Origin of the sequence: Lacibacterium aquatile (assembly GCF_042683105.1) — a bacterium.
GTDB classification, from domain to species: Bacteria; Pseudomonadota; Alphaproteobacteria; order Elsterales; family Elsteraceae; genus Lacibacterium; species Lacibacterium aquatile.
This window is the reverse complement of record NZ_JBHUIP010000004.1, coordinates 33541-56722: the sequence shown is the minus strand read 5'-3', so window position 1 is coordinate 56722 and position 23182 is coordinate 33541. Positions and strand designations below refer to the sequence as shown.

Below are 23182 nucleotides of genomic sequence, written 5' to 3'. Positions count from 1 at the left end.
CGTAAACTTCGCCCCTTGGCGCCCCGCTCTATCCGCGCTACCGTCCTTCCCCTGAATAAGCCGGAACCGGCATCAAACCCTGGGGGAAACATGAGCGTTGCTGGGCCGCTGAGCGGCGTGACCGTCATCGATATGACGCGGGTGCTGGCTGGCCCCTATTGCACCATGGTGCTGGCCGACCTTGGCGCGCGGGTCATCAAGGTCGAAAATCGCGCGGGCGGCGACGATGCCCGCCAGTTCGGCCCGTTCCTGAAAGGCAAGTCCGCCTATTTCATGTCGCTCAACCGCGGCAAGGAGAGCATCGCCCTCGATCTGAAGAATGCCGAGGATCGCGCGGTGTTCGAGGAACTGCTAAGCCACGCCGATGTGCTGGTCGAAAACTATCGCGGCGGCACCATGGAGAAGCTGGGCTACGGCTGGGAGGTGCTGCACAAGAAGCACCCGCGCCTGATCTATGCCTCGGCCAGCGGGTTCGGCCACAGCGGCCCCTATTCCCACCGTCCCGCCTACGACATGGTGGTCCAGGGCATGGGCGGCATCATGAGCCTGACCGGCCACCCCGGCAGCCCGCCCACCCGCGTCGGCACCTCGGTCGGCGATATCACCGCCGGGCTTTTCACCACCATCGGCGTCAATGCCGCCCTGCTGCACCGGGAGAAGACCGGCGAAGGCCAGAAGGTCGATGTGGCGATGCTCGATTGCCAGATCGCGATCCTGGAAAACGCCATCGCCCGCTACATGGCAACCGGCCAGATCCCCGGCCCCATCGGCGCGCGCCACCCGTCGATCACCCCGTTCGAGGCCTATCAATGCGCCGACGGCCATATCGTGATCGCGGCGGGCAATGATGCCCTGTGGCAGCGGCTGTGCGAGGCGCTGGAAGTACCGGCGCTGGCCAAGGATCCGCGCTTCCTGACCAATCCCCAGCGCACCGAACATGTGGGCGAGCTGAAAGCCGTGCTGGAGGCCCTGCTGGTTGAACAGAGCGTGGCGGAGTGGCTGGAAGTGCTGGAAGTCGCGGGCGTCCCCTGCGGCCCGATTAATAACGTCGAACAGGCCCTGACCGATCCGCATGTGCTCTCCCGCAACATGGTGGTGTCGATGACCGACCCTGAAGTGGGCGAACTACGGATGGCGGGCAACCCCATCAAACTCTCGGCTTTCCCCGACCCCACTACCCGCGCGCCCGCGCCTGCCCTGGATGGCGACCGCGCCAAGATCCTCGCCGAACTTTCCGCCCGTAAGGAGCCTGTGTCGTGAGCGTCAGCAGCCCCACCAAAGCCCCCGGCCTCGATCCGATTCTCGACCCCAAGGCGCTGGCTAAGCAGCTGTCGGGCAAACAACTGATCGGCGGCAAGCTGGTCGCCCCGGCATCCGGCAAGGATTTCGACGTGGTGAACCCGGCAACGGGTGAGATCATCGGCCTTGCCGCCTGGGGCGATGCCAGTGACGTCGAGGCCGCTGCCAAGGCCGCCAAGGATGCCTTCAAGACCTGGGCGCGGATGCCTGCACGTGAACGCGGCAAGCTGATCGTCGAATGCGGACGGCGCCTGAACCAGCATGTGGACGAGCTGGGCCTGCTGGTCGCGCTGGAAACCGGCAAGGCACTGCGCACGGAATCGCGCGTCGAAGCCTCGATCCTGGCCGATGTCTTCACCTTCTATGGCGGTCTGGCCTCGGAATTGAAGGGCGAGAGCGTGCCCTTCAACCCGGACATGATGACCGTCACGACGCGCGAGCCGCTGGGCGTCGTCGGCGCGATCATCCCCTGGAACGTGCCGATGATGCTGATGGCGCTGAAAATCGCCCCGGCGATGGTGGCAGGCAATACGGTCATCGTGAAATCGGCCGAGGAAGCGCCGCTGGCCGTGCTGCGCGCCTGCCAGATCATGGCGGACGTGCTGCCGCCGGGCGTGCTGAACATCCTGTCGGGCATGGGGCCGGAATGCGGCGCGCCGCTGGTGGCCCATCCGGCCGTGCGCAAGGTGACCTTCACCGGATCGGTCGAAACCGGCAAGATCGTCAGCCGCGTCGCCGCCGATAAGCTGATCCCGGTGACGCTGGAACTGGGCGGCAAATCCCCGATGATCGTCTGCGCCGATGCCGACCTCGACCGCGCGGTCGCTGGCGCCGTCGCAGGCATGCGCTTCACCCGACAGGGGCAGAGCTGCACGGCGGCTTCACGCATGTTCGTGCATGAGGATCTGCATGATGCCTTCGTCGAGAAGCTGAAGGCCGCCGTCGACAAGATGGTGATGGGCGATCCGCTCGACCCCAAGACCGATATCGGCACCATCATCTCCAAGCCGCAATACGACAAGGTCCTAAGTTATATCCGCATCGGCGAAGGCGAAGGCGGCACCGCGAACCGATGCTCCGCCCTGCCCCAGGACGGGGACCTGAAAGACGGGCTTTTTGTGCAGCCAGTAATCTTTACCGGCCTCGATAACAGCAGCCGGGTGGCGCGGGAGGAGATCTTCGGCCCTGTCACCTGCGTCATCAAATGGCGCGATTTCGATGCCGTGATCGATGCTGCGAACGACAGCGACTATGGCTTGGGCGCCACCATCTGGACCAGGGATCTGCGAACCGCGATGCAGGCCACGCAGCGCCTTGAAGCCGGATTTGTTCAAGTAAATCAAAATCTTGTCGTGCAACCCAACCTGTCATACGGCGGCGTGAAGCAGTCGGGCCTGGGCAAGGAAGCCTCGCTCGAAGCAATGCTCGAGCACTTCACCCATAAAAAAACGGTCATCATCAATATGTTGTAAGACCTTGCTAAGTAAGATGGGTTTGGAGGACATGTACGCAAACAATTGCTTTTAACCACGAAATACGTCATCTTGTATGGTGAAGCTCATGTAAACTATGAGGGTGCACCGCACCAACCGGATGATGAGTCAGCCCCTGCCTCACTCCTTTCATAAAGATCCGCGGGTCCTAAAACGGGTCCGTCGCGGAGGCGTATGGCGATGGGTCGCCGGGACTGCGCTGGCCCTGTCGGGTATCGCCGTGCTGGCCGCTGGCAGCGGTTTAGGGTGGCTCTATACGGGGCTGCCGCAGCAGGAGGGACGCCTCACCCTCGGCAAGCTGGAACATGAAGTCGGCGTCTATCGCGACAAGGACGGCATTCCCCATATCTTCGCCCGCTCCCCCGCCGATGCCTGGCGGGCGCTGGGCTATGTCCATGCCCAGGACCGTCTGGCGCAGATGGAACTCATGCGGCGCCTGGGATCGGGGCAGCTCGCCGAAGTCGTTGGTAGCGCTGGCCTGAAGAGCGACCGTTTCATGCGCCGCCTGGGCCTGTCGCACCGGGTGACCGCCGACTATGCCGCGCTGAAGCCGGAAACCAAGATCGCCCTCGATGCCTATGCCGAGGGCGTGAACAGCTATCTTTCGACCAAGACCGGCGCCTGGCCCGTCGAAATCTATGCCATGGGCGGCAAGGTCGCCCCCTGGAAGCCCACGGACAGCCTGCTGTGGGGCAAGTTGATGGCCATGTCGCTAACCGGCAACTGGCGTGACGAGGCCCTGCGGGCCCGCCTCACCGGCGCGGGTCTCAGCAAGGATCAGATCGCTTTCCTGTTTGAAACCGTCCCAGGCCCGGTCACCCTGCCCGATCTGGAGCTGGGATCCATTGCCGAACCGCTGCGCCGCACCCTGTCGACCCTGCCGGAAGTGGGCGAGCCGCGCACCGCGTCGAACGTCTGGGCGCTGGCCGGCAACCGCACCGACAGTGGCAAGCCGCATCTGGTGAATGACCCGCATCTCGGCTTCTCCGTCCCCGATCTCTGGTATCTGGCGCGCATCGTAACGCCCGGCCTGACCCTGACCGGCGCCACGGTGCCGGGCGTGCCTTTCCATGTGCTGGGGCAGAATGGCGCTATTGCCTGGGGCCTGACCACCACCGGCGCGGATATGCAGGATCTGGTGATCGAGCGCCTGAGCAAGGATCGCCCCGGCTTCTATGACACCCCCAGTGGCCCTGAAGCCTTCAAGACGCGGACCGAGGTGATCAAGGTGCGCGGCAAGGACGACGTCACGCTGGAAGTGCGTGAGACACGTAATGGACCCGTGATCTCGGATGGCGATGCAGAACTCGGCACGCTGGCTGGCGAGGCGCATGTGCTGGCGTTGAAAGCCACCTACCTGGAAAGCCAGGACACCGCCGCCGATGCTCTGTCGCAGGTTGGCCGGGCCGCCAACTGGTCGGAATTCCGCGATGCCCTGCGCAGCTTCACTGCGCCGATGCAGAATTTCACCGCCGCCGGGCGTGACGGCACCATCGGCATGATTGCGGCAGGCCACCTGCCGATCCGTCGCAACCATGACGGCTGGCTGCCGGTCGAAGGCTGGACCGGCAATGGCGACTGGGTCGAAACCGTCTCGCTGGATCAGCTTCCCCAGCGCACCAATCCCGACAGCGGCGTGCTGGCGAATGCCAACAACCGCATCGTCGATACCCGCTACCCCCATCTCATCACCCGCGAATGGGACGATCCCTTCCGCGCCCAGCGCCTGGAAAATGTGCTGCAGGAAAAGGCCCCGCGCACGTTGGAGATGGAACGCAACCTCCTGACCGACAGCGCGTCGGCCTTCGCAGGCCAGATTGTGCCGGTCCTGCTGAAGCTGACCAAGCGGACCGAGGCGAACGCCGCGATCCTGGATCGCATGGCAGGCTGGGACAAACGCATGAGCCGCGCCTCGGGCGAGCCGCTGATCTTCGCAGCCTGGCTACGCCGCCTGATGGAAGGGACTTTCGCCGACGAGGTTGCCATCGTCGCCAACGAACCCTGGCAGCCGCGCCACGGCGCCCTGCTGCGCGCCTTTGTCGAAGCGCCGGTCTGGTGCGACGACGTCCGCACCAAGGATGTGGTCGAGGATTGCAGCGCCATCGCCACTCTGGCCCTCGACAAGGCTGTGGCCGATATCCAGGCGCGCTGGGGCAAGGATCCCAAGGCCTGGACCTGGGGCGAGGCCCATAAGGCGGTGCATGAGCATCCCGCCTTCGGACGCCTGCCGATCCTGGGCAGCATCTTCAATCTGACCATCGAGACGGACGGCGGCTTCGATACGTTGAACCGTGGCGTCTATCGCGGCCGACCGGGGGATGATTTCGCCCATCGGCACGGTGCCGGTTATCGCGCGGTCTATGACCTGAACGATCCCGACCAATCGACCTTCATGATCGCGACGGGACAGTCGGGTAATATTCTGTCGCAGCACTATGACGATCTGCTAAAACCCTGGCGAGATGGCGAGCAGCGACCGATTACCGGCTCGCCTGCCGATCTGGCGAAACGCGGGGCATCGGTTCTGACGCTGACCCCGCAGTAAGGGGTGTTCCTGATGGACAATGCGAGCGGTCTTCCGGTGTCTTTGGCCGATATCGAAGCGGCCGCCGAACGCCTGAAAGGCGAGATCGTCGCCACTCCGACCACGCCAGCCGCAGCCCTGCTGCCGCTTGTCGGCACCTCGCTGCATCTGAAGCTCGAAACCCTGCAGCGCACCGGCAGTTTCAAGGAACGCGGCGCTCTCAATACCTTGAAGAGCCTGTCCCCGACCGAGGCCAAGCGCGGCGTCATCGCGGCGTCGGCAGGCAACCATGCCCAGGGCCTCGCCTATCACGGCACCCGCCTCGGTATTCCCGTCACCATCGTCATGCCCGCCCAGACCCCCTTCGTGAAGGTCGAGAAAACCGAAGGCTATGGTGCGAAGATCGTGCTGGAGGGCGAGGATTTCATGGCCGCCGAGGCCGAGGCGTCCCGCCTCTCCCAGGAGAGCGGCGCCACGCTCGTGCACCCCTATGACGACGCGCGGGTGATCGCGGGACAAGGCACCATTGGACTGGAGATGCTGGCGGCGCAACCGGCCCTCGATACCGTGATCGTGCCGATCGGCGGCGGCGGCCTCATCGGCGGAATTGCCACGGCGATCAAGAACTTACGCCCCGACATTCGCGTCGTCGGCGTGCAGGTCGAGAGCTTCGCAGGCATGAAGTCCGTCATCGAAGGCCGTGCCGCACCGACCGGCGGCACGACCCTGGCGGAGGGCATTGCCGTCAAGTCACCGGGGCATCTGACCCGCCAACTGGTCGCGGCTTATGTGGATGAAATCGTCACGGTGACTGAGCCGCTGATCGAACGCGCGATCCAGACCCTGGCGGAACGCCAGAACCTCGTTGCCGAAGGCGCTGGCGCCAGCGGTCTCGCCGCCATTCTGGCCGATAATGCCCGCTGGAAGGGTCGACAGATCGGCATGGTCGTCACCGGCGGTAATGTCGACGCCCGCGTCCTCTCATCGATCCTGATGCGCGGCCTGGTGCGCGACGGGCGCCTTATCCGTATCCGCGCCGAACTCGGTGACCGGCCGGGCACTCTGGCTCTCTTTACCCAGGTGGTCGCCGCCGCCTCCGGCAATATAGTCGAGGTGGTGCATCAACGCATGTTCCTCGATGTCTCGGTCAAGAACACGGAAATCGATGTGGTCATCGAGACCCGCTCGCGCAGCCACGTGGCGGAACTCATCGCCAAGCTGATCGCCTCGGGCTTCCCGACGCGATTACTGGATGCATAGACTCTTTGCGTTAGCCTATCGCTTCGCTGCTTGAGGCTAGACTCTTTGGGTTAGCCTATCGCTTCGCTGCTTGAGGCCCTTTTCCAAAAGACCTTGTCATCCCGGGCTTGACCCGGGATCCGGCCGAAAGCAGTTGCCTGTCGCCAGAGTGTGGCTAATTCGTACGGCCAGATCCCGGCTCGGGGGCCGGGATGACAATTCGCTTCTCAAACATCCAGCAGCTTGGCGTATTTGCCGCGGAAATAGAGCAGTGGCGAGGCCGGATGCCCCATCGAGAGGTGATAGACCTCGCCGATGATGATCACATGGTCGCCCGCTTCGACAATCGCGTGCCGCTTGCAGGACAGCCAGGCGAGGCAGCCTTTGATCAGCGGAGCGCCATGGTCGTCGACCTCGCACACCACCCCGGCAAATTTGTCCTCCCCAATCGACCGGGCGAAGCTTTGGCTCACATCCTGTTGATCCGACGCGAGAATATTGACCGCGAAGGTCTCGGCACCGGTGAAAGCGGCAAAGCTCAGGGCCGACCGGTCTAGGCAAAAAGAGACCAGCGGGGGGTCCAGCGAGACCGAGGTGAAGGAATTGACCGTCACCCCGATACCGCGCTCAGCGTCATCGCGCGCCGTCATCACCGCGACGCCGGTCGCAAATTGTCCCAGAACTTGCCGGAAACCCAAGGAATCGAAGCTCAAATCACCCCCGTCCATCACACGCCTGTCCCTGAAAGATTTCTCACTGGCCGCCCCCAGATGCTTGCGGCACTATCATTGCATAACTTCTTCCGACGGTTCGCCCAACCCTGGGTCGTCTCGAGGCGGGATCATGCTGGAGCACGGTCCTGCCCGTCAATTCCACAGGCCCTTAAGCACGTGGATTTCTTGACGGCAGATAAGGTGAACTGTTAAGGATGATATAGGAAGGTATTGGTGCGTCTTCTATATTGCGCGCACCGTAGCTCCAGAAGTCGGAAAGTTTTCTGTGACCAGAGTGGGGCGCGGGGCTGACCGGATTGATAAGGCTGGCCGCAAGCGGAGTGCCGCGACGATGTTGAAATTCGCAGGTCTTGGTGTAGTTATTTTTTCCGTCTTTGGCGGCTTCGGGCTTGCCGGCGGCAGCTTCGCCATTCTGATCCAGCCGCTAGAACTCGTCATCATCGCTGGTGCCGCTATCGGTGCCTATATGATTGCGAACCGTGGTCATGTTCTCGGCCATACGGTCGGCAACCTCGGCAAGATCTTCGCGCCGCCCAAATACAATAAGGACAGCTATCTCGAGCTGCTCTCCCTGCTCTACACGGCTTTCAAGCTGGCGAAGACCAAGGGCATGCTGGCGCTCGAACAGCACGTGGAAAACCCGCGCGACAGCACGCTGTTCTCGCGTTTCCCGACCTTCCTGAACAATCAGAACGCTATGGTGTTCCTGTGCGATTACCTGCGCCTGCTGACGCTTGGCACCGACAATCCGCATGAAGTCGAAGCGCTGATCGACGAGGAAATCGCAACCTTCCGCGAAGAAGCCATGCATGTTCCCCATGCCGTTCAGGGCATGGCGGACGGTCTGCCGGCGCTGGGTATCGTCGCGGCGGTTCTGGGCGTTATCAAGACCATGGCCATCATCGATCAGCCCCCGGCCGTCATCGGCGCCTCCATCGGTGGCGCGCTGGTCGGTACCCTGCTGGGCGTGTTGCTCTCCTACGGTTTTGTCGGCCCGATGGCTCTGGCCATGAAGCAGGACGTGGATGCCGAGATGAAGTATCTCCTCTGCATGAAGGCTGGCATCCTGGCCCATATGCAGGGTTATGCTCCGGCGGTGTCGGTCGAATTTGCCCGTAAGGCTCTGAATTCTGACGTGCGCCCGACGTTCTACGAGGTGGAATCGACCGTCTCGGCCTTGCCACCGGTCTGATCCCTATCCGTCTCTATTCACCGGACCTTCGGGTCCGGTTCTGATGTTTTCTCAAGGAGAGTAAGATGGCCGGCAATCCCAACATGGCGCCGATCATCATCAAGAAGAAGAGCGGCGGTCACGGCGACGGGCATGGCTCGTCGGCCTGGAAGATCGCGCTCGCCGACTTCATGACGGCTCTCTTCATCATCTTCCTCGTCCTCTGGATGCTGGCGCAGACGACGCCGGAACAGAAGACCGGCATCGCCGATTATTTCGCCCCCGTTTCTGCCACGGCCAACCAGTCGGGTAATGGTCAACCTCTACAGGGCAATACCATCACGACCGACGGTCCGGCACGCGACAGTGCAGGAAAGATTGCGCCGACTATCGGTGGCCCTTCCCTGCCCAAGGAAGGTGAAGGTAACACTCAGGTTCCAGGCTTTCCGGGCGTGTCTCCGCAGACAATTGGCCAGGACCAGAAGCCGGGTACGAAATACGGTACGATCCAGAACACCAACCCGCGCGTGAACGACGATCCGCGCATCGGCCAGGGTGGTCGTTCGATGGCCGATAAGGCTGTCGAGGAAAAGATCCGGAACGCCCTGTCGACAGACCCGTCCCTGCAAAATTTGCAGGCGAGCGTCAAAGTGTCGAGCAAGCCGGAAGGCCTCGTGATCGATATCGTCGATAGCGAGCGCAACCCGCTCTTCTCCGGCGGTGCGGCGGCTCCCAATGCCATCGGCCGGGCGCTGATCGAAACCGTTGCCCGCTCGATCGCCGGCTTGCCCAATCAGGTTTCGGTTTCGGGTCACACCGACGCCGCGCCGCTGAACCGCGCGAATTACACCAATTGGGAACTCTCGTCGGAGCGTGCAAATGCCGCCCGCCGGATCCTGCAGGGTGTGGGCGTGGGTGAGCAGCGTATCGCTTCGGTCACCGGTGTTGCCGACCGCGATCCGTATTTTAAAGATGACCTGCGCGCGGCGGGTAATCGCCGCATCTCCATCACCCTGCTGAATAATCCGTCGGATGTGGCAGCGGCGCCCAACCCGCAGGCTCCGGTGAACCTGTCGGGTCCGGCCCCCGAGGGCCGCCTTATCCCCCGTTGATCCTTCGTCGCTAAGGTCCCCGGCCTATGGCAGCGAAGGGTGAGGATGTAGAAAAACTGGCCGAGCTTGCGGAGCCGGTTTTCTATCGTACCCGCCCCTTCCCCTGCTCCTATCTGCCGGGCCGGATGGAAAGCCGGATCCTCACGGTGCTAAGCGACGATCTCGCCGATCGCGGGCTGTTCGATATTCTGCAGCGCTTCGGTTTCCGCCGCTCCCAACGGTATCTCTACCGCCCCTCTTGCGAAAGCTGTCAGGCCTGCGTGCCGGTCCGCATCCATGCAGCCGACTTCACGCCCAGCCGGACTCAGCGCAAGCAGCGCCGCCGCAACAGCGATCTCAAGGGCAATTGGCACCCGGCTGAAGCCAGCGATGCCCTCTTCGACCTATTCCAGCGCTATGAAGCCAGTCGGCACGAAGACAGCGACATGGCGCGCATGACCGCAGGCGATCTGGCGATGATGATCGAGGAAAGCCCGGTCGACACTCGCCTCTATTGCCTGAGTGATGCCGAAGGTGCGATCCGCGCCGCCTGCCTCGTCGATGTCAGCGACGATGGGCTGTCTGCCGTCTATAGCTTCTTCGATCCTGAGGACAGCAAACGCAGCCTCGGCACTGAGATGGTCTTGCGGCTGGTCGAGGAAGCCCGCGCCATGCTGCGCCCCTATGTCTATCTCGGCTATTGGGTCGAGGCCTGCCGCAAAATGGCTTACAAAGCGCAGTTCGATCATCTGGAGCGTCTGAACGGCACCCGCTGGACCAGTTGAAAAACAGCGCTTCCGCGCCCATATAAATCGGATCAGCGGGACGACCCGCGCCGCTTTAGCGGTTTTCCATCCGGGGACGGCCCCTTCATGCGTTGAAGGAGCTTCGCACCATGGCCTGGATCTATCTCACCATCGCCGGTATCGCTGAAATCGGTTGGGCTGTCGGCCTTAAATATACCGAGGGCTTTACCCGCCTCTGGCCGACCGTCTTCACAGCGGCCAGCATGATTATCAGCGTCATTCTTCTGGGCATGGCCCTGAAGCATCTGCCCCTCGGTACTGCCTATGCGATCTGGACCGGCATCGGCACGGTTGGTACGGCAATCCTGGGGATGATGCTGTTTGGCGAACCGGCGGCAGTTCTGCGCCTTGTCTGTATCGCGCTGATTGTCAGCGGCATCATCGGCCTGAAGGTTATCGGCTAAGAGAAACAGGCGCGGGGCTCCCTCCCCGCGCCTGCCCTCGCTTTGGTCAGACCTTGGCGTTGAAGATGAAGTTATCGAAGGTCTGCTCGGCCACGCGGAACCAGAGGTATTCTTCCTCGCGGAATTTCTTCCATTCGTCGAACACCTTTTTGAACTTGGCGTTCTTGGCCGTAGTTTCGGCATAGAGCTCGTTGGCCGCCTTCAGGCACGCCTCCAGCACTTCCTTGGGGAAGGGCCGCAGTTGGGCGCCATTGGCGACCAGGCGACGCAGGGCGGTCGGGTTCAAGGCGTCATAGCGGGCCAGCATGTAGTTATTGCCGTCAGCGCAGGCGCTTTCGAAGATCTGCTTATAGGCCTTGGGCAGATTTTCCCAGGCCGTCGAATTGGCCATCATCGACAGCTGTGCCCCGCCTTCCCACCAGCCGGGGTAATAGTAATATTGCGCGACCTTCTGGAACCCCAGCTTCTCGTCATCATAGGGGCCGACCCATTCGGCAGCGTCGATGGTGCCCTTTTCCAGCGCTGGGTAGATATCACCGCCCGCGATCTGCTGCGGCACAGCCCCCAGCTTCTGCAGGACCTGCCCGGCAAACCCGCCGATGCGCATCTTGAGGCCATTCAGGTCAGCCGGTGTCTTGATCTCCTTGCGGAACCAGCCACCCATCTGCGCGCCGGTATGGCCGCAGGGGAAGTTGACGCAGTTATAGTCCTTGAAGAACTCCCGCATCAGTTCCATGCCGCCACCCTGGTACATCCAGGCCATCTGCTGGCGGGTGTTGAGGCCGAAGGGAACCGCCGTGTCGAAGGCGAAGGTCGGATCCTTGCCGACGTAATAGTAGTTGGCGGTATGGCAGAGCTCCACCGTACCGGCCTGCACCGCGTCGACCGCCTGTAGGCCCGGCACGATTTCACCGGCGGCAAAGACCCGGATCTGGAATTTGCCGTCGGTCGCCGCCTCGACCCGCTTGGCGACATATTCAGCGGCGCCATAGATGGTATCGAGCGATTTCGGGAAGCTGGAGGTACAGCGCCACTTCACCTCGGGTGCAGATTGGGCGATGGCGGGTGCCGCCAAAGTAGAGGCCGCGGCCCCAACACTGGCCGTCGTCAGAAATTGACGTCTTTTCATTGCGAACGCGCTCCCATGGACGTGTTTTTCTTTGGGGAGGCACAATTATCTTGGCCCCCGGTAAGAATGGTAACCGAGGGAGTTGATTTACGCAATAATCGTTCAATTATGTCAATTTACATGACATAATATTGTGCAGCACTACTTGCCTATTCTTTGGCGAATTTGTTGTTCCGTGGGAAGCCCACCGGCGCCAGTCGACCCGACGACGCGCGCTTGCCAAGCCAGGGGCTGAGATCGGCCACGGTGCGCACGCGCCCACCGAAGGGGAAGCTCAAGCCCTCTGCCGGATCCATGAAGCGCACGTCGGACAGACCGCCGTCCTTGTACTTCTGCAGCATCACGCCCTGCCCGCGCGTCATCTCCGGGACTTCCTCGGTCGGCATGATCAGGATCTTACGGTTCTCACCGATGACGGCCAGATGACTATGGGTCGCGGGAACGCAGAAGACGGGCTTGGCATCCTCGCGACCGACCATGACCTGCTTGCCGCTGCGGGTCTGGGCGACGGCATCCTCTTCCTTGACGATGAAGCCCTTGCCGTCATTTGCCGCCACCAGCAGGCGCCCGCCGGGCTTGTGCACCTGGAGGGTCAACATATCCTGGTCGTTCGGCAGATCGATGGACAGGCGCAGCGGTTCGCCGAAGCCACGCCCGCGCGGCAGCTTGTCGGCGGCGAGTGTATAGAATTTACCGTCCGTCGCGAAGATCAGCAGCTTGTCGGTCGTTTCCGCCTTCAGCAGGAAACGCGGACCGTCGCCATCCTTGTATTTGATCTCGTTCGGGTCGACGTCATGGCCTTTCACCGCCCGGGCCCAGCCCTTATCCGAACAGATGACCGTGATCGGCTCGCGCTCGATCAGCGCCTCGACCGGAACATCGGTGAAGCTCATGGCTTCTGCGAAGGTTGTGCGGCGTTTGCCGAGCGCGGTTTCCGGGCCGAACTTCAGACCCATTTCGACGATTTCCCCGTCGATGGCCTTCCAGCGCTGGCTGGCATCGCCCAGTAGCCCGACCAGTTCAGCCAGCTCTGCCGACAGCTGATCGAACTCGCGCTTGATGGTGATCTCCTCCAGGCGACGCAGCGAGCGCAGCCGCATGTTGAGGATCGCCTCGGCCTGGATCTCCGTCAGGCTGAAGGCCTCCATCATGAAGGTCTTCGGCTCGTCTTCCTCGCGGATGATGCGGATGATCTCATCGATATTGAGATAGGCGATGAGATAGCCCTTGAGGATCTCCAACCGCCGCTCGATCTGTTCCTTACGGAATTCGGAGCGGCGGATCAGCACCTCGTGCCGGTGATCCAGGAAGGCGACCAGCGCGTCCTTCAGGCTCATCACCCTGGGAATGCCATCGCGGTCCAGCACGTTCAGATTCATGCTGAAGCGGGATTCGAGGTCCGTCTGCTTGAACAGGCTTTCCATCAGGATCGCCGGATCGACGTTGCGCGACTTGGGCTCCAGAACGACGCGGACCAACTCGGTCGATTCGTCCCGGACGTCCCCTAGCAGGGTCAGCTTCTTTTCGTTCAGCAGATCAGCGATCCGTTCGATCAGGCGGGACTTCGCCACCTGATACGGGATCTCGGTAATCACGATCTGCCATAGACCGTTCTTGAGCTTTTCCTCTTCCCAGCGTGCGCGGGTGCGGAAAGAGCCACGCCCCGTCTCATAGGCCTGACGGATAACATCCGGCCCATCGACAATGATGCCGCCGGTGGGGAAATCCGGACCCTGAACGTGGGTCAGTAGCGCTGCAACAGGCGTGTCGCGATCCGCGATCAACTGGCGCAGGGCCAGCGAGAGTTCATAAGCATTGTGCGGCGGAATATTTGTCGCCATGCCGACGGCGATACCGGTGGCGCCGTTCGCCAGCAGGTTCGGAAAGGCCGACGGCATGACCACGGGCTCTTCGAGCTCGCCGTCATAGGTGCGGCGCATATCGACCGCATTCTCGTCCAGCCCTTCGAGCAGCAGCTGCGCCACTTCGGTCAGGCGGGCTTCGGTATATCGCATCGCCGCCGCGCTATCGCCGTCGATATTGCCGAAGTTGCCCTGGCCATCGACCAGCGGATAACGCACAGCGAAATCCTGCGCCAGACGTACCAGCGCCTCATAGACCGCGATGTCGCCGTGAGGGTGGAATTTACCGATGACGTCGCCGACGACGCGGGCCGCCTTCTTGTATCCTGACCGCGGATCGAGCCCCAGTTCGCGCATGGCAAACAGCAGGCGGCGATGCACCGGCTTCAACCCGTCCCGGACATCGGGAAGCGAGCGCGCCATGATCGTCGAGAGCGCATAGGAGAGGTAGCGCTCGCTCAGGGCCGTGGTGAGCGGAGTATCGCGGAGATCGGCAGCGGAGATATCGGTCATAGCGTATGTTTAGCAGCGAGAGCGCGGCGCTCCAAGAGGCGAGCGCGCGCGGGCGGTAAATCCCGCTCATTTGCTGCCAACCCCAGGAAGTAGCCGGTCAGGGTCAAGCCATCCACAACCTGCTGTGCCGATACCGGCGCGGCCGGATCCAGCAGAAAACCCGGCAAGGGCAGCAGCCGATCGCGATAAGGCTCGCCCGCCGCCGCCGATACCGCTCGTCCGGTCTTGGGCGAGACATAGGCCAGATGATCGTTGCCCCCGGTCGCGGCACATTCGGACAGATCGAGCCCATAGCCGAGCGTCGCCGACAGCGCGACCTCCCAGCGAACATAGGCGGCGGGCCAATCGGCGGTCCCCAAGGACACCAGCAGATCCGCGAGTTCGGTAAAGCCACCGGCAATCGGCTGGTCTTCGGGCAGCAGCTCTTCAAGCAAGGCCGTCGCCGAAGCCAGCACCGCCAGTCGCTCACGATCATCGAGCAGGAGCGCGGCGATTCCGGGACCTGCTGGCTCTGCCGTCGTGAAACGTCCGCGCTGCCCCTCGGTCCGGGTCGCCCAGGTAACGGACAGGATGCTGCCGGGTTCGAACCAGCCGCGCTTGCGCACCGACCGTCCGCCGAACACCAGCCCCCGCACCCGCCCGTGATCCTGGGTCAGAACGCTGACGATAAGCCCGTTATCGCCCTGGGGGCGGCTGGCCAGAACAAACCCGCGGTCGCTCCAGCTCGCCATCTACACGTCGTAATCGAGCCCAAGGTCGCGATAGCGTTCGCGCTCGTCAGACCAGCCTTCCCGCACCTTCACATGCAGGAACAGATGGATGGACTTCTCGAAAGCAGCCGACATCTGGGCCCGGGCCGCTTCGCCGACCATCTTGATCATCCGGCCACCGGCACCGATCACGATGGCCTTCTGGCTTTCGCGTTCGATGAAGATCACCTGATCGATACGCGCGCTGCCGTCCTTCATCTCCTTCCAGCTTTCGGTCTCGACCGTCAGGCTGTAGGGAAGTTCCTCATGCAGCTTCAGGAACAGCTGCTCGCGGGTGAATTCCGCCGCCAGCAGGCGCATGGGCGTATCGGCCAGCTGATCCTCGGGATAGAGCCAGGGCCCTTCCGGCATCATGGTCGCCAGTTCGCCGCGCAGATCGTCCACGCCATCGCCGTTCGACGCGGAAATCATGTAAGTGCCGGAAAAATCGAACAGCTCATAGGCCTGCTGCGCCAGGCTGAGCAGCTTGGGGCGATGGATGAGGTCGATCTTATTGAGCGCCAGCATCACCGGGCGGCCCTTGTGGTCGGCCTTCATATTTTCCAGCAACAGCTTGGTGTCGTTGCTGATCCCCTCATGGGAATCGATCACGACGACAACCACATCCGCTTCCTCGGCACCCGTCCAGGCCGCCTTGACCATGGCCCGCTCCAGCCGACGCTTCGGCGCCCCGAAGATGCCCGGCGTATCGACCAGGATCATCTGGCTGTTGCCTTCGACCAGGATCCCCAGCACGCGGGTACGGGTCGTCTGGACCTTCGGCGAGACGATCGAAACCTTCCCGCCCACCAGTTGATTGATCAGGGTCGACTTGCCTGCGTTCGGCGCCCCTACGAGCGCGACATAGCCGCAGGTTGTCGGTTCGTCCGGGCGAACCTCATCGGTCAAGGTGCTTCTCCTTCAAGGCGTTGCAGCAGCAGTCCTGCCGCCACCTGTTCCGCCAATTTCTTCGAAGCGCCGCTTGCGGCAGCGCTTCCCTTATCGCCCGTCAGCCCTTTGCCTTCCACCGTGACACGCACGGTGAAGATCGGCGCATGGTCCGGGCCTTCACGTCCCAAGACCTCATAACGCGGTAAAGGCATCGCTCTGGCAAGCGCCCATTCCTGCAGGGCCGTTTTTGTATCACGCGGCGGCATCGGGGCCGAAGTCACCCGCTGTCCCCACTGGCGCTCGATGAAGCGGCGGGCAACTTCCAGCCCCCCGTCCAGATAGAGCGCCGCAATCAGCGCCTCGACCGCATCGGCCAGAGCCGCCGGCGATGACCTTTTTGCGGTCGCGCTATCGCCAAAGTCCGTCCGCAACAGCGCGGCAAGACCGATCTCGCCCGCGATCTCCGCCAGGGCATCAGCCTTCACCAGCTGAACGAGACGCTTGGTCAGCGCGCCCTCATCGTCCTTCGGGAAGGCGCGGAACAGTGCCTCGGCGATCACCATGCCAAGGATGCGATCCCCGAGGAACTCCAGCCGCTCATTATCGCTTTTCGCCCGTCCCCCAGCTGAGGCATGGGTCAGAGCACGGGCCAGCAGGCTCGGATCGGAAAAACGATGTCCGATAAGAGTTTCGAATTCAGCGCTCACTGGATGCCTTGTCCAAGACGCTTGAAGCGCACCGTGAACGGCCATTCCCAGAAGGCGAAGAAGGAGCCATCGATGGACAGGAAGATGAATTGCGCCTTGCCCACCAGATTTTCGAGCGGCACATAACCGACATCGAGGCGGCTGTCGGAACTGTCGTCGCGATTATCGCCCATCATGAACAGATGCCCCGGCGGCACCTCGAACACCCGCGTGTTGTCCGTGAAGGAATTGTCGGAATATTCGATAATCAGGTGCTGACGACCGTTCGGAAGGGTTTCGAGATATTGGGTATTGGCCTGGGACTGGCCATAGATGTTCCGGGTCGGGATCGGATCGCCATAACGCTCACGCGGGACGATGACGCCATTGATATAGAGGCGGCCGCCCTGCATCTGGATCTTATCGCCCGGCAGGCCAATGACGCGCTTGATAAAATCCGTGCGGTTGTCGGCCGGGGTCTTGAAGACGACGACATCGCCGCGCTCCGGCAGCTTGCCCATCAGACGCCCGCCCGGCAGCGGCGGCGAGAAGGGCAGCGAATGACGGCTGTAGCCGTAGCTCCACTTCGAGACGAAGAGATAATCGCCCACCAGCAGGGTCGGGATCATCGACCCCGACGGTATGTTGAAAGGCTCGACAAAGGCCGAACGGATACCGACGGCGATCAGCAGCGCATAGGCGACTGTCTTGAGGGAATCCATCAATCCCCCGGTTTTCGCTTTCTTAGCCGCCATACCCTCTGTCCCCGTCTGCGTCTTGCCGCGTTCACTCAACCCCAGAACTCCCAAAGATCCCGCTCAGGCCCCCGACGCCTGGCGTCGGCGGAATCCCTCCCGGTGGAGAATATAGAGACCGGAGGCGATAACGACCACCGAACCGGTCAAAATGTGAGGAGCTGGGATCGCAGCATAGAGAAACAGCTCGATCAAAACCGCCCACACCATGGCGGTATAGTCGAAAGGCGCGACGACCGCTACAGGCGCTGTCGTAAAGGCGCGCGTCATCAGCATCTGCGCACACCCACCCAGCAGCCCCGTCCCCACCATCAGCCCGGCATCCATCATGCTATCCGGCATGCGGCCGACAAACGGCAGAAACACCGCCGATGCCAGGGTGGTCAGGCCGGTGAAATAGATGACGATGGTCAGACTCGACTCGGCGCCCGCCATCTTGCGGATGAAGATCGACACCAGGGCATAGGTGATTGCTCCACCCAGCCCCCAGAGAGCTTCGATCGCGAAGGTCTCGCTACCCGGCTGCAACATATACAGCACACCGCCAAAACCGACGATGACCGCCGTCCAGCGATGAAACCCGACCTTTTCGCCCGCAAAAACGACGGAAAAAGCCGTCATGAACAACGCCGCCGAAAAGCCGAGCGACATGACAGTCGTCACCGGCAGGAGCTTATAGGCATAGAAGAAGCAGAACATCGAGCTGAGACCAAGGATGCCACGCATCAACTGAAATAGCGGATGTTTGGTCTTGAGCAGCACCCATCCGCCGCCCGAGCGCACCATCACCACGGCGACCGGGATCAGAGCAAAGAGCGAGCGGACGAAGACGATCTGCCAGGTGTGATAGTCCCGCGCCGCCAGTTCCTTGATCATGAAATCCATGACCGTGAACAGGAAGGCAGCCCCGGTCATGAGGGTGACACCCAGAACGATCTGTTCGGGTTTGCTCGGGGCAGACATAGCGGTACTCACAGATTCTCTCCAAGGGCGCCTTCAGGCGGCAAGCCCATTTGCTGGCGGTCAGTCTAGCCCGGTAATCCGTCGTGGGTCAGCGATTATTTCACGCGAAACGGCCGGGATTGCCCAAAAAATCAGCCGATTTGGTCACGCGTAGATTTTGCGATACCGGATAGAAAACGGGCGGCCCCTTTCGGATGCCGCCCGCCGCAAACCGTCTCGAGAAAGCAGGCTTATTCGCCGTCTTCGGGCGTTCCCATCATCATGTCGGCAACGCCACTGGCATTCTGACGGATGGCCTTATCGATGGATTCGGCGATTTCGGGATGTTCACGCAGGAAGTTCTTCACATTCTCGCGCCCCTGCCCGATCCGCTGACCGTCGTAGGAGAACCAGGCGCCGGACTTTTCGACGATGTTCGCCTTGACGCCCAGGTCCAGGATTTCGCCGGTCTTGGAAATGCCTTCGCCATACATGATGTCGAAGATCACCTCGCGGAATGGCGCCGCCATCTTGTTCTTGACCACCTTGACCTTGGTCTGGTTGCCGACGACCTGTTCCTTGTCCTTGATCTGGCCGATGCGACGGATATCCAGACGCACCGAGGCGTAGAACTTCAGCGCATTACCACCGGTCGTGGTTTCGGGATTGCCGAACATCACGCCGATCTTCATGCGGATCTGGTTGATGAAGATCACGAGGCAGCGGGACTTGGAGATCGAACCGGTCAGCTTGCGCAGCGCCTGGCTCATGAGGCGCGCCTGCAGGCCGACGTGGGTATCGCCCATCTCGCCTTCCAGTTCGGCGCGCGGCACCAGGGCCGCAACCGAGTCGACAACCAGCACGTCGACACCGCCCGACCGCACCAGCGTATCGGCGATTTCCAGCGCCTGTTCACCGGCATCCGGCTGCGAGACCAGGAGGTCATCGAGATTGACGCCCAGCTTGCGGGCGTAAACGGGATCGAGCGCATGTTCGGCATCGACGAAAGCGCAGGTCCCGCCAGCCTTCTGGGCCTCGGCGATGACATGCAGCGCGATGGTCGTTTTACCCGAGCTTTCCGGCCCGTAGATTTCGACGATGCGGCCACGCGGCAGACCGCCGATGCCCAGGGCAATATCGAGACCGATGGAGCCGGTGGAAATAGCTTCGACATCCACCGTCTCACGGGTGCCGAGCTTCATGATCGAACCCTTGCCGAAGGCGCGTTCGATTTGACCGAGGGCGGCCTCCAGGGCCTTATTCCTGTCCATAGAGTCCCTATCAGAAATGAGATGCAGTTGTGGTGCTGCTGCGTTCATGGGATGGCTCCTGGTTATTCCACAGCCCCCCGGCATCTGTAAACCGCCGTGGCTCTAAAAAGAGACGTACCCTATACGTTCTCAAAAATCAAGAACAAGAATAGAACACACCCACCGGAACGCTATCCGTTCTTCAGCATCTCGTGAACGCGCGAGGACAACTGCTTGAGACTGAAGGGCTTGGGCAGAAAAGCGATAGCCCCGCCCAACTGATCCAGACGGGTGCGCAGATCGTCGTCCGCATGACCCGAGACGCAGATGACCGGCAGGCTGGGCAGGTTTTGCCGAACCTGATGGATCAGCGTCGGACCGTCCATGCCGGGCATGACCACATCGGTGATCATGAGATCCGGCACTTCCCCGCCTTCGAGCAACTGCAGCGCCGCCTCGGCATGGCGGGCCTCCATCACGCGGTATCCCTTGCCACGCAGGGCGCGGGCGGCAAAGGCACGCACGGGATCTTCGTCCTCCACCAGCAGGATGGATGCATCCTGAGCCGCTTCGGTCGGGCTTGCCGCCTCGACCTCGCGCGGGCCTTCGTCCTGAATATCGCCGCGATGCCGAGGCAGCCAGATCGTGAAGCTCGCCCCCCGCCCCATCTGGCTGTGCACGGCGATGAAGCCGCCCGTCTGGCGCACGATCCCATAGACGGTGGAAAGCCCGAGTCCCGTCCCTGCCCCGATGGGCTTGGTCGTGAAGAACGGTTCGAAAATGCGGCCGATGACATCAGTGGGTATACCGGTCCCGGTATCGCGCACCTCAATCTTCACATACTCACCCGCGGGCATGGTCTCGTGGGCGATGATGCGCGGATGGGTGACCGCATCATTCGAGGTGCGGATGGTCAGATGGCCGCCGCGCGGCATGGCATCGCGGGCATTGATGGCCAGATTGACCACCACCTGCTCGAACTGGCCCAGATCGACGCGCACCATGCCCAGGTCGCGCCCATGTTCCAGATCCAGCGTCACCTGTTGGCCGATCAGGCGGCGCAGCAGATGCGACAGCTCGATCAGCGCATCCGTGATGTCCAGCACCACGGGCTTGAGCTGCTGCTTGCGCGAAAAGGCCAGCAGCTGTCGCACCAGCGACGCCGCGCGGTTGGCGTTCTGCTTGATCTGCATCATATCGGCAAAGGAGGCATCGCCCGGCCGATGGCGCTGCAGCAGCAGATCGCAATAGCCGATCATCGCGGTCAGCAGATTATTGAAGTCGTGCGCCACGCCGCCCGCGAGCTGGCCGATCGCCTGCATCTTCTGGGACTGCACCACCTGCCCCTCGAGGATGCGGAAGGTAGTGATATCATCGACGCAGACCATCCGGCGCCCAGCGTTTTCCGGCCCGATCAGAAAGCGGAACACCCGCGACGGTGCGCCTGCCGTCGAAATCTCGACCGTTGAGGCATCCTCGACCGATAGCGCGGACAGCAACATAGGGCGGTCATCCTCGCGCCCGATTGCATCCACGCGCTCCAACCCACCGGCCAAACCGGACACCAGCGCCCCGTAAGCGGCATTCGAGGACAGGATTTCGCCATCACGGGTGACAACGATGCTGGCAAGCGGGAGGACGTCCAGATCGGCGGCCAGCAGATCCACGGAATTGGTTGCAGTACGTCGCCCCAGAAGCTTACCGAAGAAACCCGCCATCACCCTCAGTTCCCGTCAATCGGGCGACCGCCAGCCGGACCGGCGCCTCCCCCTGCTGGTCCGGCGCCAACCGGTCCCGCCCCTGCCGGGCGACCGGAACGGTTGCCCGCGCGCATGACGAAGGAGATCACCTCGGCAACCGCCTTGTAATGTTCGGCCGGAATTTCCTGATCGATATCGACCGTTGCATAAAGCGAGCGTGCAAGCGGCGGATTCGCCACCAGCGGCACCCGGTGTTCGCGGGCCACTTCCCGGATCTTGAAGGCAATCTCATCGACACCCTTGGCCACGACCTTTGGCGCCGCCATGCCCGGCGTATAGGCCAGCGCGACGGAATAATGGGTCGGGTTTGTCACGACCACGGTCGCCTTGGGAACATTCGCCATCATGCGCTTGCGGGCGCGCTGGTTACGGATCTGGCGCAGACGGGCCTTGATATGCGGGTCGCCTTCGGACTGCTTATGCTCGTCCTTGATTTCCTGCTTGGACATGCGCAGCTGCTTCATATGCGCGAAGCGCTGGTAGAAATAGTCGCCGCCCGCCAGGACAAACAGCACCGCCAGCACCGCCATGACCAGCTTCAGCATCATCTCGGTCATAATTGGCAGCAGCGCCTGGATCGGGGTCGTCACCATCCGTTCCAGATGCGTCAGCTCCGGACTGATCACATAGACGCAGCAGGCCGATACCAGGACGATCTTGGCCACGCCCTTCAGAAACTCGACCATCGTGCGCATCGAGAAGAGCCGGCTGAAGCCCTTGACCAGCGACACTCGCTCCCACTTGAAACCCAGCTGTTCCGTCGCGAAGAGCAGACCGAACTGCAGCATACCGCTGGCAACGGCGCCAATCACCAGGATGAGCAGCGGCAGCAGCAGGGCAAAACCCAAGGCCAGCAGCAGCTCGCTGAAGGCCTGCATAAGGTTCCCGGTGTTGAGGCGTATGTCCTGCGGCCGTTCGATGAACAGCGCGGCGGTACTCATCACCCGCTTCATCATCCAGGGCCCCAGGATGAAGATGGCGAGCGCACCCGCCCCCAGCATGATGAAGCTGCCGAGATCTCGCGACTGGACGACCTGACCTTTTTGGCGACTGTCGTCTAGTCGCTTTTGGGTAGGTTCTTCTGTTTTAGAGGCGTCGTCTTGTTCGCTCACGGCCCGACCCCCGGTTGAACCAGCGCCCGCCAGAGCTGCCCCAGCTCGTCGGTAAAGGCGATCATGATCGCCGGAATCACGGCAATCAGGACGATGAAGCCTAACCCGATCTGTAGCGGCAAGGCGATGAAGAAGACTTGCAGCTGCGGCATCAGACGCGCAATCAGCGCCAGACCGACGTACAGCACCATCGTCGCGATGATGAAGGGCGCCGTCATGCGCAGCGCGATCTCGAACACCTGGCTGAAGGTCCGCACATAGGCGGCGGTATAGTCGCCCAGCGGCCAGGGCCGCGCCGGATCGAACAGCGCATAACTATCGATGAGACCACGCAGCAGCAGGATATGCAGGTCGGTCTGCATGATGATCACCGACGCCGCCAGCATCAGCATGACCGAAATCGTTGCGCCCTGATCCGCCATCAGCGGATTAAGCGCCGTCGCGGACGAAAGGCCGATCTGACCGAGGATAAAACTGCCCGCCATATCCAGGGTATTGAAGACCAGGCGTCCGATCGCCCCCAGGAAGATGCCGACCAGCAGTTCGCTCACCAGCGTGATGACCAGCGGCCCGATACCAGCCGGTATCGAGGGCAGGCGGTTTGCGATCATCGGGGTGATGGCAAGGGTCACCGCCAGGGCCAGCAGCAGGCGGCTGCGTTCCGGCACCACCCGCTCGCCAAAACCCGGCAGGAGCATGAGGGCGCCGCCCATGCGGGCGAAGACAAGGATGTAGGCGTAAAGCTCGGCCTCTAGCAGGCCCGACAGCATGC

Annotated in this window: 20 protein-coding genes; 8 read left to right on the top strand and 12 right to left on the bottom strand. The window is 62.2% G+C overall.

Going from position 1 to position 23182, the window contains the following annotated elements; genetic code table 11:
* The first annotated feature begins 90 nt into the window (after positions 1-90).
* The 4 genes from ACFSM5_RS05775 to ACFSM5_RS05760 all read left to right on the top strand — a co-directional run bounded on the left by ACFSM5_RS05775 (position 91) and on the right by ACFSM5_RS05760 (position 6576).
* Positions 91-1260 carry a CaiB/BaiF CoA transferase family protein gene (locus tag ACFSM5_RS05775; protein ID WP_379875340.1) on the top strand — a complete coding sequence of 390 codons (1170 nt, stop codon included), beginning with the start codon at positions 91-93 and terminating at the stop codon, positions 1258-1260.
* Positions 1257-2771 carry an aldehyde dehydrogenase family protein gene (locus tag ACFSM5_RS05770; RefSeq protein ID WP_379875339.1) on the top strand — a complete coding sequence of 505 codons (1515 nt, stop codon included), beginning with the start codon at positions 1257-1259 and terminating at the stop codon, positions 2769-2771. The genes ACFSM5_RS05775 and ACFSM5_RS05770 overlap by 4 nt, the downstream gene beginning before the upstream one ends.
* 241 nt (positions 2772-3012) lie before the next feature.
* Complete coding sequence (locus tag ACFSM5_RS05765) at positions 3013-5337, top strand: penicillin acylase family protein (protein WP_379875338.1); 2325 nt, start codon at positions 3013-3015, stop codon at positions 5335-5337.
* Positions 5338-5349: 12 nt separating this feature from the next.
* Positions 5350-6576 carry a threonine ammonia-lyase gene (locus ACFSM5_RS05760; RefSeq protein ID WP_379875337.1) on the top strand — a complete coding sequence of 409 codons (1227 nt, stop codon included), beginning with the start codon at positions 5350-5352 and terminating at the stop codon, positions 6574-6576.
* Between the two features lie 206 nt (positions 6577-6782).
* Here the strand turns inward: ACFSM5_RS05760 and ACFSM5_RS05755 are convergent, their stop codons facing one another.
* Entirely contained in the window at positions 6783-7283 is a 501-nt protein-coding gene (locus ACFSM5_RS05755) for a flavin reductase family protein (RefSeq protein WP_379875336.1), read from the bottom strand.
* A gap of 337 nt (positions 7284-7620) precedes the next feature.
* On the opposite strand from ACFSM5_RS05755, the gene motA reads away from it, so the two are divergent.
* The 4 genes from motA to sugE all read left to right on the top strand — a co-directional run bounded on the left by motA (position 7621) and on the right by sugE (position 10761).
* On the top strand, positions 7621-8481 hold the full coding sequence (gene motA, locus ACFSM5_RS05750) for a flagellar motor stator protein MotA (RefSeq protein WP_379875335.1): 861 nt from the start codon (positions 7621-7623) through the stop codon (positions 8479-8481).
* Positions 8482-8546: 65 nt separating this feature from the next.
* Positions 8547-9572 (top strand): flagellar motor protein MotB, encoded by a 1026-nt coding sequence (locus ACFSM5_RS05745; RefSeq protein ID WP_379875334.1) that lies wholly within the window; start codon positions 8547-8549, stop codon positions 9570-9572.
* Between the two features lie 26 nt (positions 9573-9598).
* Complete coding sequence (locus tag ACFSM5_RS05740) at positions 9599-10336, top strand: arginyltransferase (RefSeq protein ID WP_379875333.1); 738 nt, start codon at positions 9599-9601, stop codon at positions 10334-10336.
* 110 nt (positions 10337-10446) lie between these two features.
* A complete protein-coding gene (sugE, locus tag ACFSM5_RS05735; protein WP_379875332.1) occupies positions 10447-10761 on the top strand; it encodes a quaternary ammonium compound efflux SMR transporter SugE in 315 nt (104 codons plus the stop codon).
* Positions 10762-10807: 46 nt separating this feature from the next.
* Here sugE and ACFSM5_RS05730 read toward each other — a convergent pair whose 3' ends face one another.
* The 11 genes from ACFSM5_RS05730 to fliR all read right to left on the bottom strand — a co-directional run bounded on the left by ACFSM5_RS05730 (position 10808) and on the right by fliR (position 23180).
* Positions 10808-11890: a TRAP transporter substrate-binding protein gene (locus ACFSM5_RS05730; protein ID WP_379875331.1), complete on the bottom strand. Its 1083-nt coding sequence runs from the start codon at positions 11888-11890 to the stop codon at positions 10808-10810.
* Positions 11891-12039: 149 nt separating this feature from the next.
* Complete coding sequence (parC, locus tag ACFSM5_RS05725) at positions 12040-14265, bottom strand: DNA topoisomerase IV subunit A (protein WP_379875330.1); 2226 nt, start codon at positions 14263-14265, stop codon at positions 12040-12042.
* Positions 14262-14996 (bottom strand): DNA repair protein RecO, encoded by a 735-nt coding sequence (recO, locus tag ACFSM5_RS05720; protein WP_379875329.1) that lies wholly within the window; start codon positions 14994-14996, stop codon positions 14262-14264. The genes parC and recO overlap by 4 nt, the downstream gene beginning before the upstream one ends.
* Positions 14997-15923, bottom strand: coding sequence for a GTPase Era (gene era / locus ACFSM5_RS05715; protein WP_379875328.1), 927 nt, complete (start codon positions 15921-15923; stop codon positions 14997-14999).
* Entirely contained in the window at positions 15920-16612 is a 693-nt protein-coding gene (gene rnc, locus ACFSM5_RS05710) for a ribonuclease III (protein WP_379875327.1), read from the bottom strand. Before rnc ends, era begins: the two co-directional genes overlap by 4 nt.
* Positions 16609-17313, bottom strand: a complete 705-nt coding sequence (lepB, locus tag ACFSM5_RS05705; RefSeq protein ID WP_379875326.1) for a signal peptidase I — start codon at positions 17311-17313, stop codon at positions 16609-16611. Before lepB ends, rnc begins: the two co-directional genes overlap by 4 nt.
* A 96-nt stretch (positions 17314-17409) precedes the next feature.
* The gene (locus tag ACFSM5_RS05700) at positions 17410-18321 is read right to left on the bottom strand and encodes a DMT family transporter (protein ID WP_379875325.1); all 912 of its coding nucleotides are present in this window, start codon (positions 18319-18321) and stop codon (positions 17410-17412) included.
* A gap of 218 nt (positions 18322-18539) precedes the next feature.
* Positions 18540-19607 carry a recombinase RecA gene (recA, locus tag ACFSM5_RS05695; RefSeq protein ID WP_379875324.1) on the bottom strand — a complete coding sequence of 356 codons (1068 nt, stop codon included), beginning with the start codon at positions 19605-19607 and terminating at the stop codon, positions 18540-18542.
* A gap of 122 nt (positions 19608-19729) precedes the next feature.
* On the bottom strand, positions 19730-21256 hold the full coding sequence (locus ACFSM5_RS05690; protein ID WP_379875323.1) for a response regulator: 1527 nt from the start codon (positions 21254-21256) through the stop codon (positions 19730-19732).
* Between the two features lie 5 nt (positions 21257-21261).
* On the bottom strand, positions 21262-22410 hold the full coding sequence (gene flhB, locus ACFSM5_RS05685) for a flagellar biosynthesis protein FlhB (RefSeq protein WP_379875322.1): 1149 nt from the start codon (positions 22408-22410) through the stop codon (positions 21262-21264).
* On the bottom strand, positions 22407-23180 hold the full coding sequence (gene fliR / locus ACFSM5_RS05680) for a flagellar biosynthetic protein FliR (RefSeq protein WP_379875321.1): 774 nt from the start codon (positions 23178-23180) through the stop codon (positions 22407-22409). Before fliR ends, flhB begins: the two co-directional genes overlap by 4 nt.
* Positions 23181-23182: the final 2 nt, after the last annotated feature.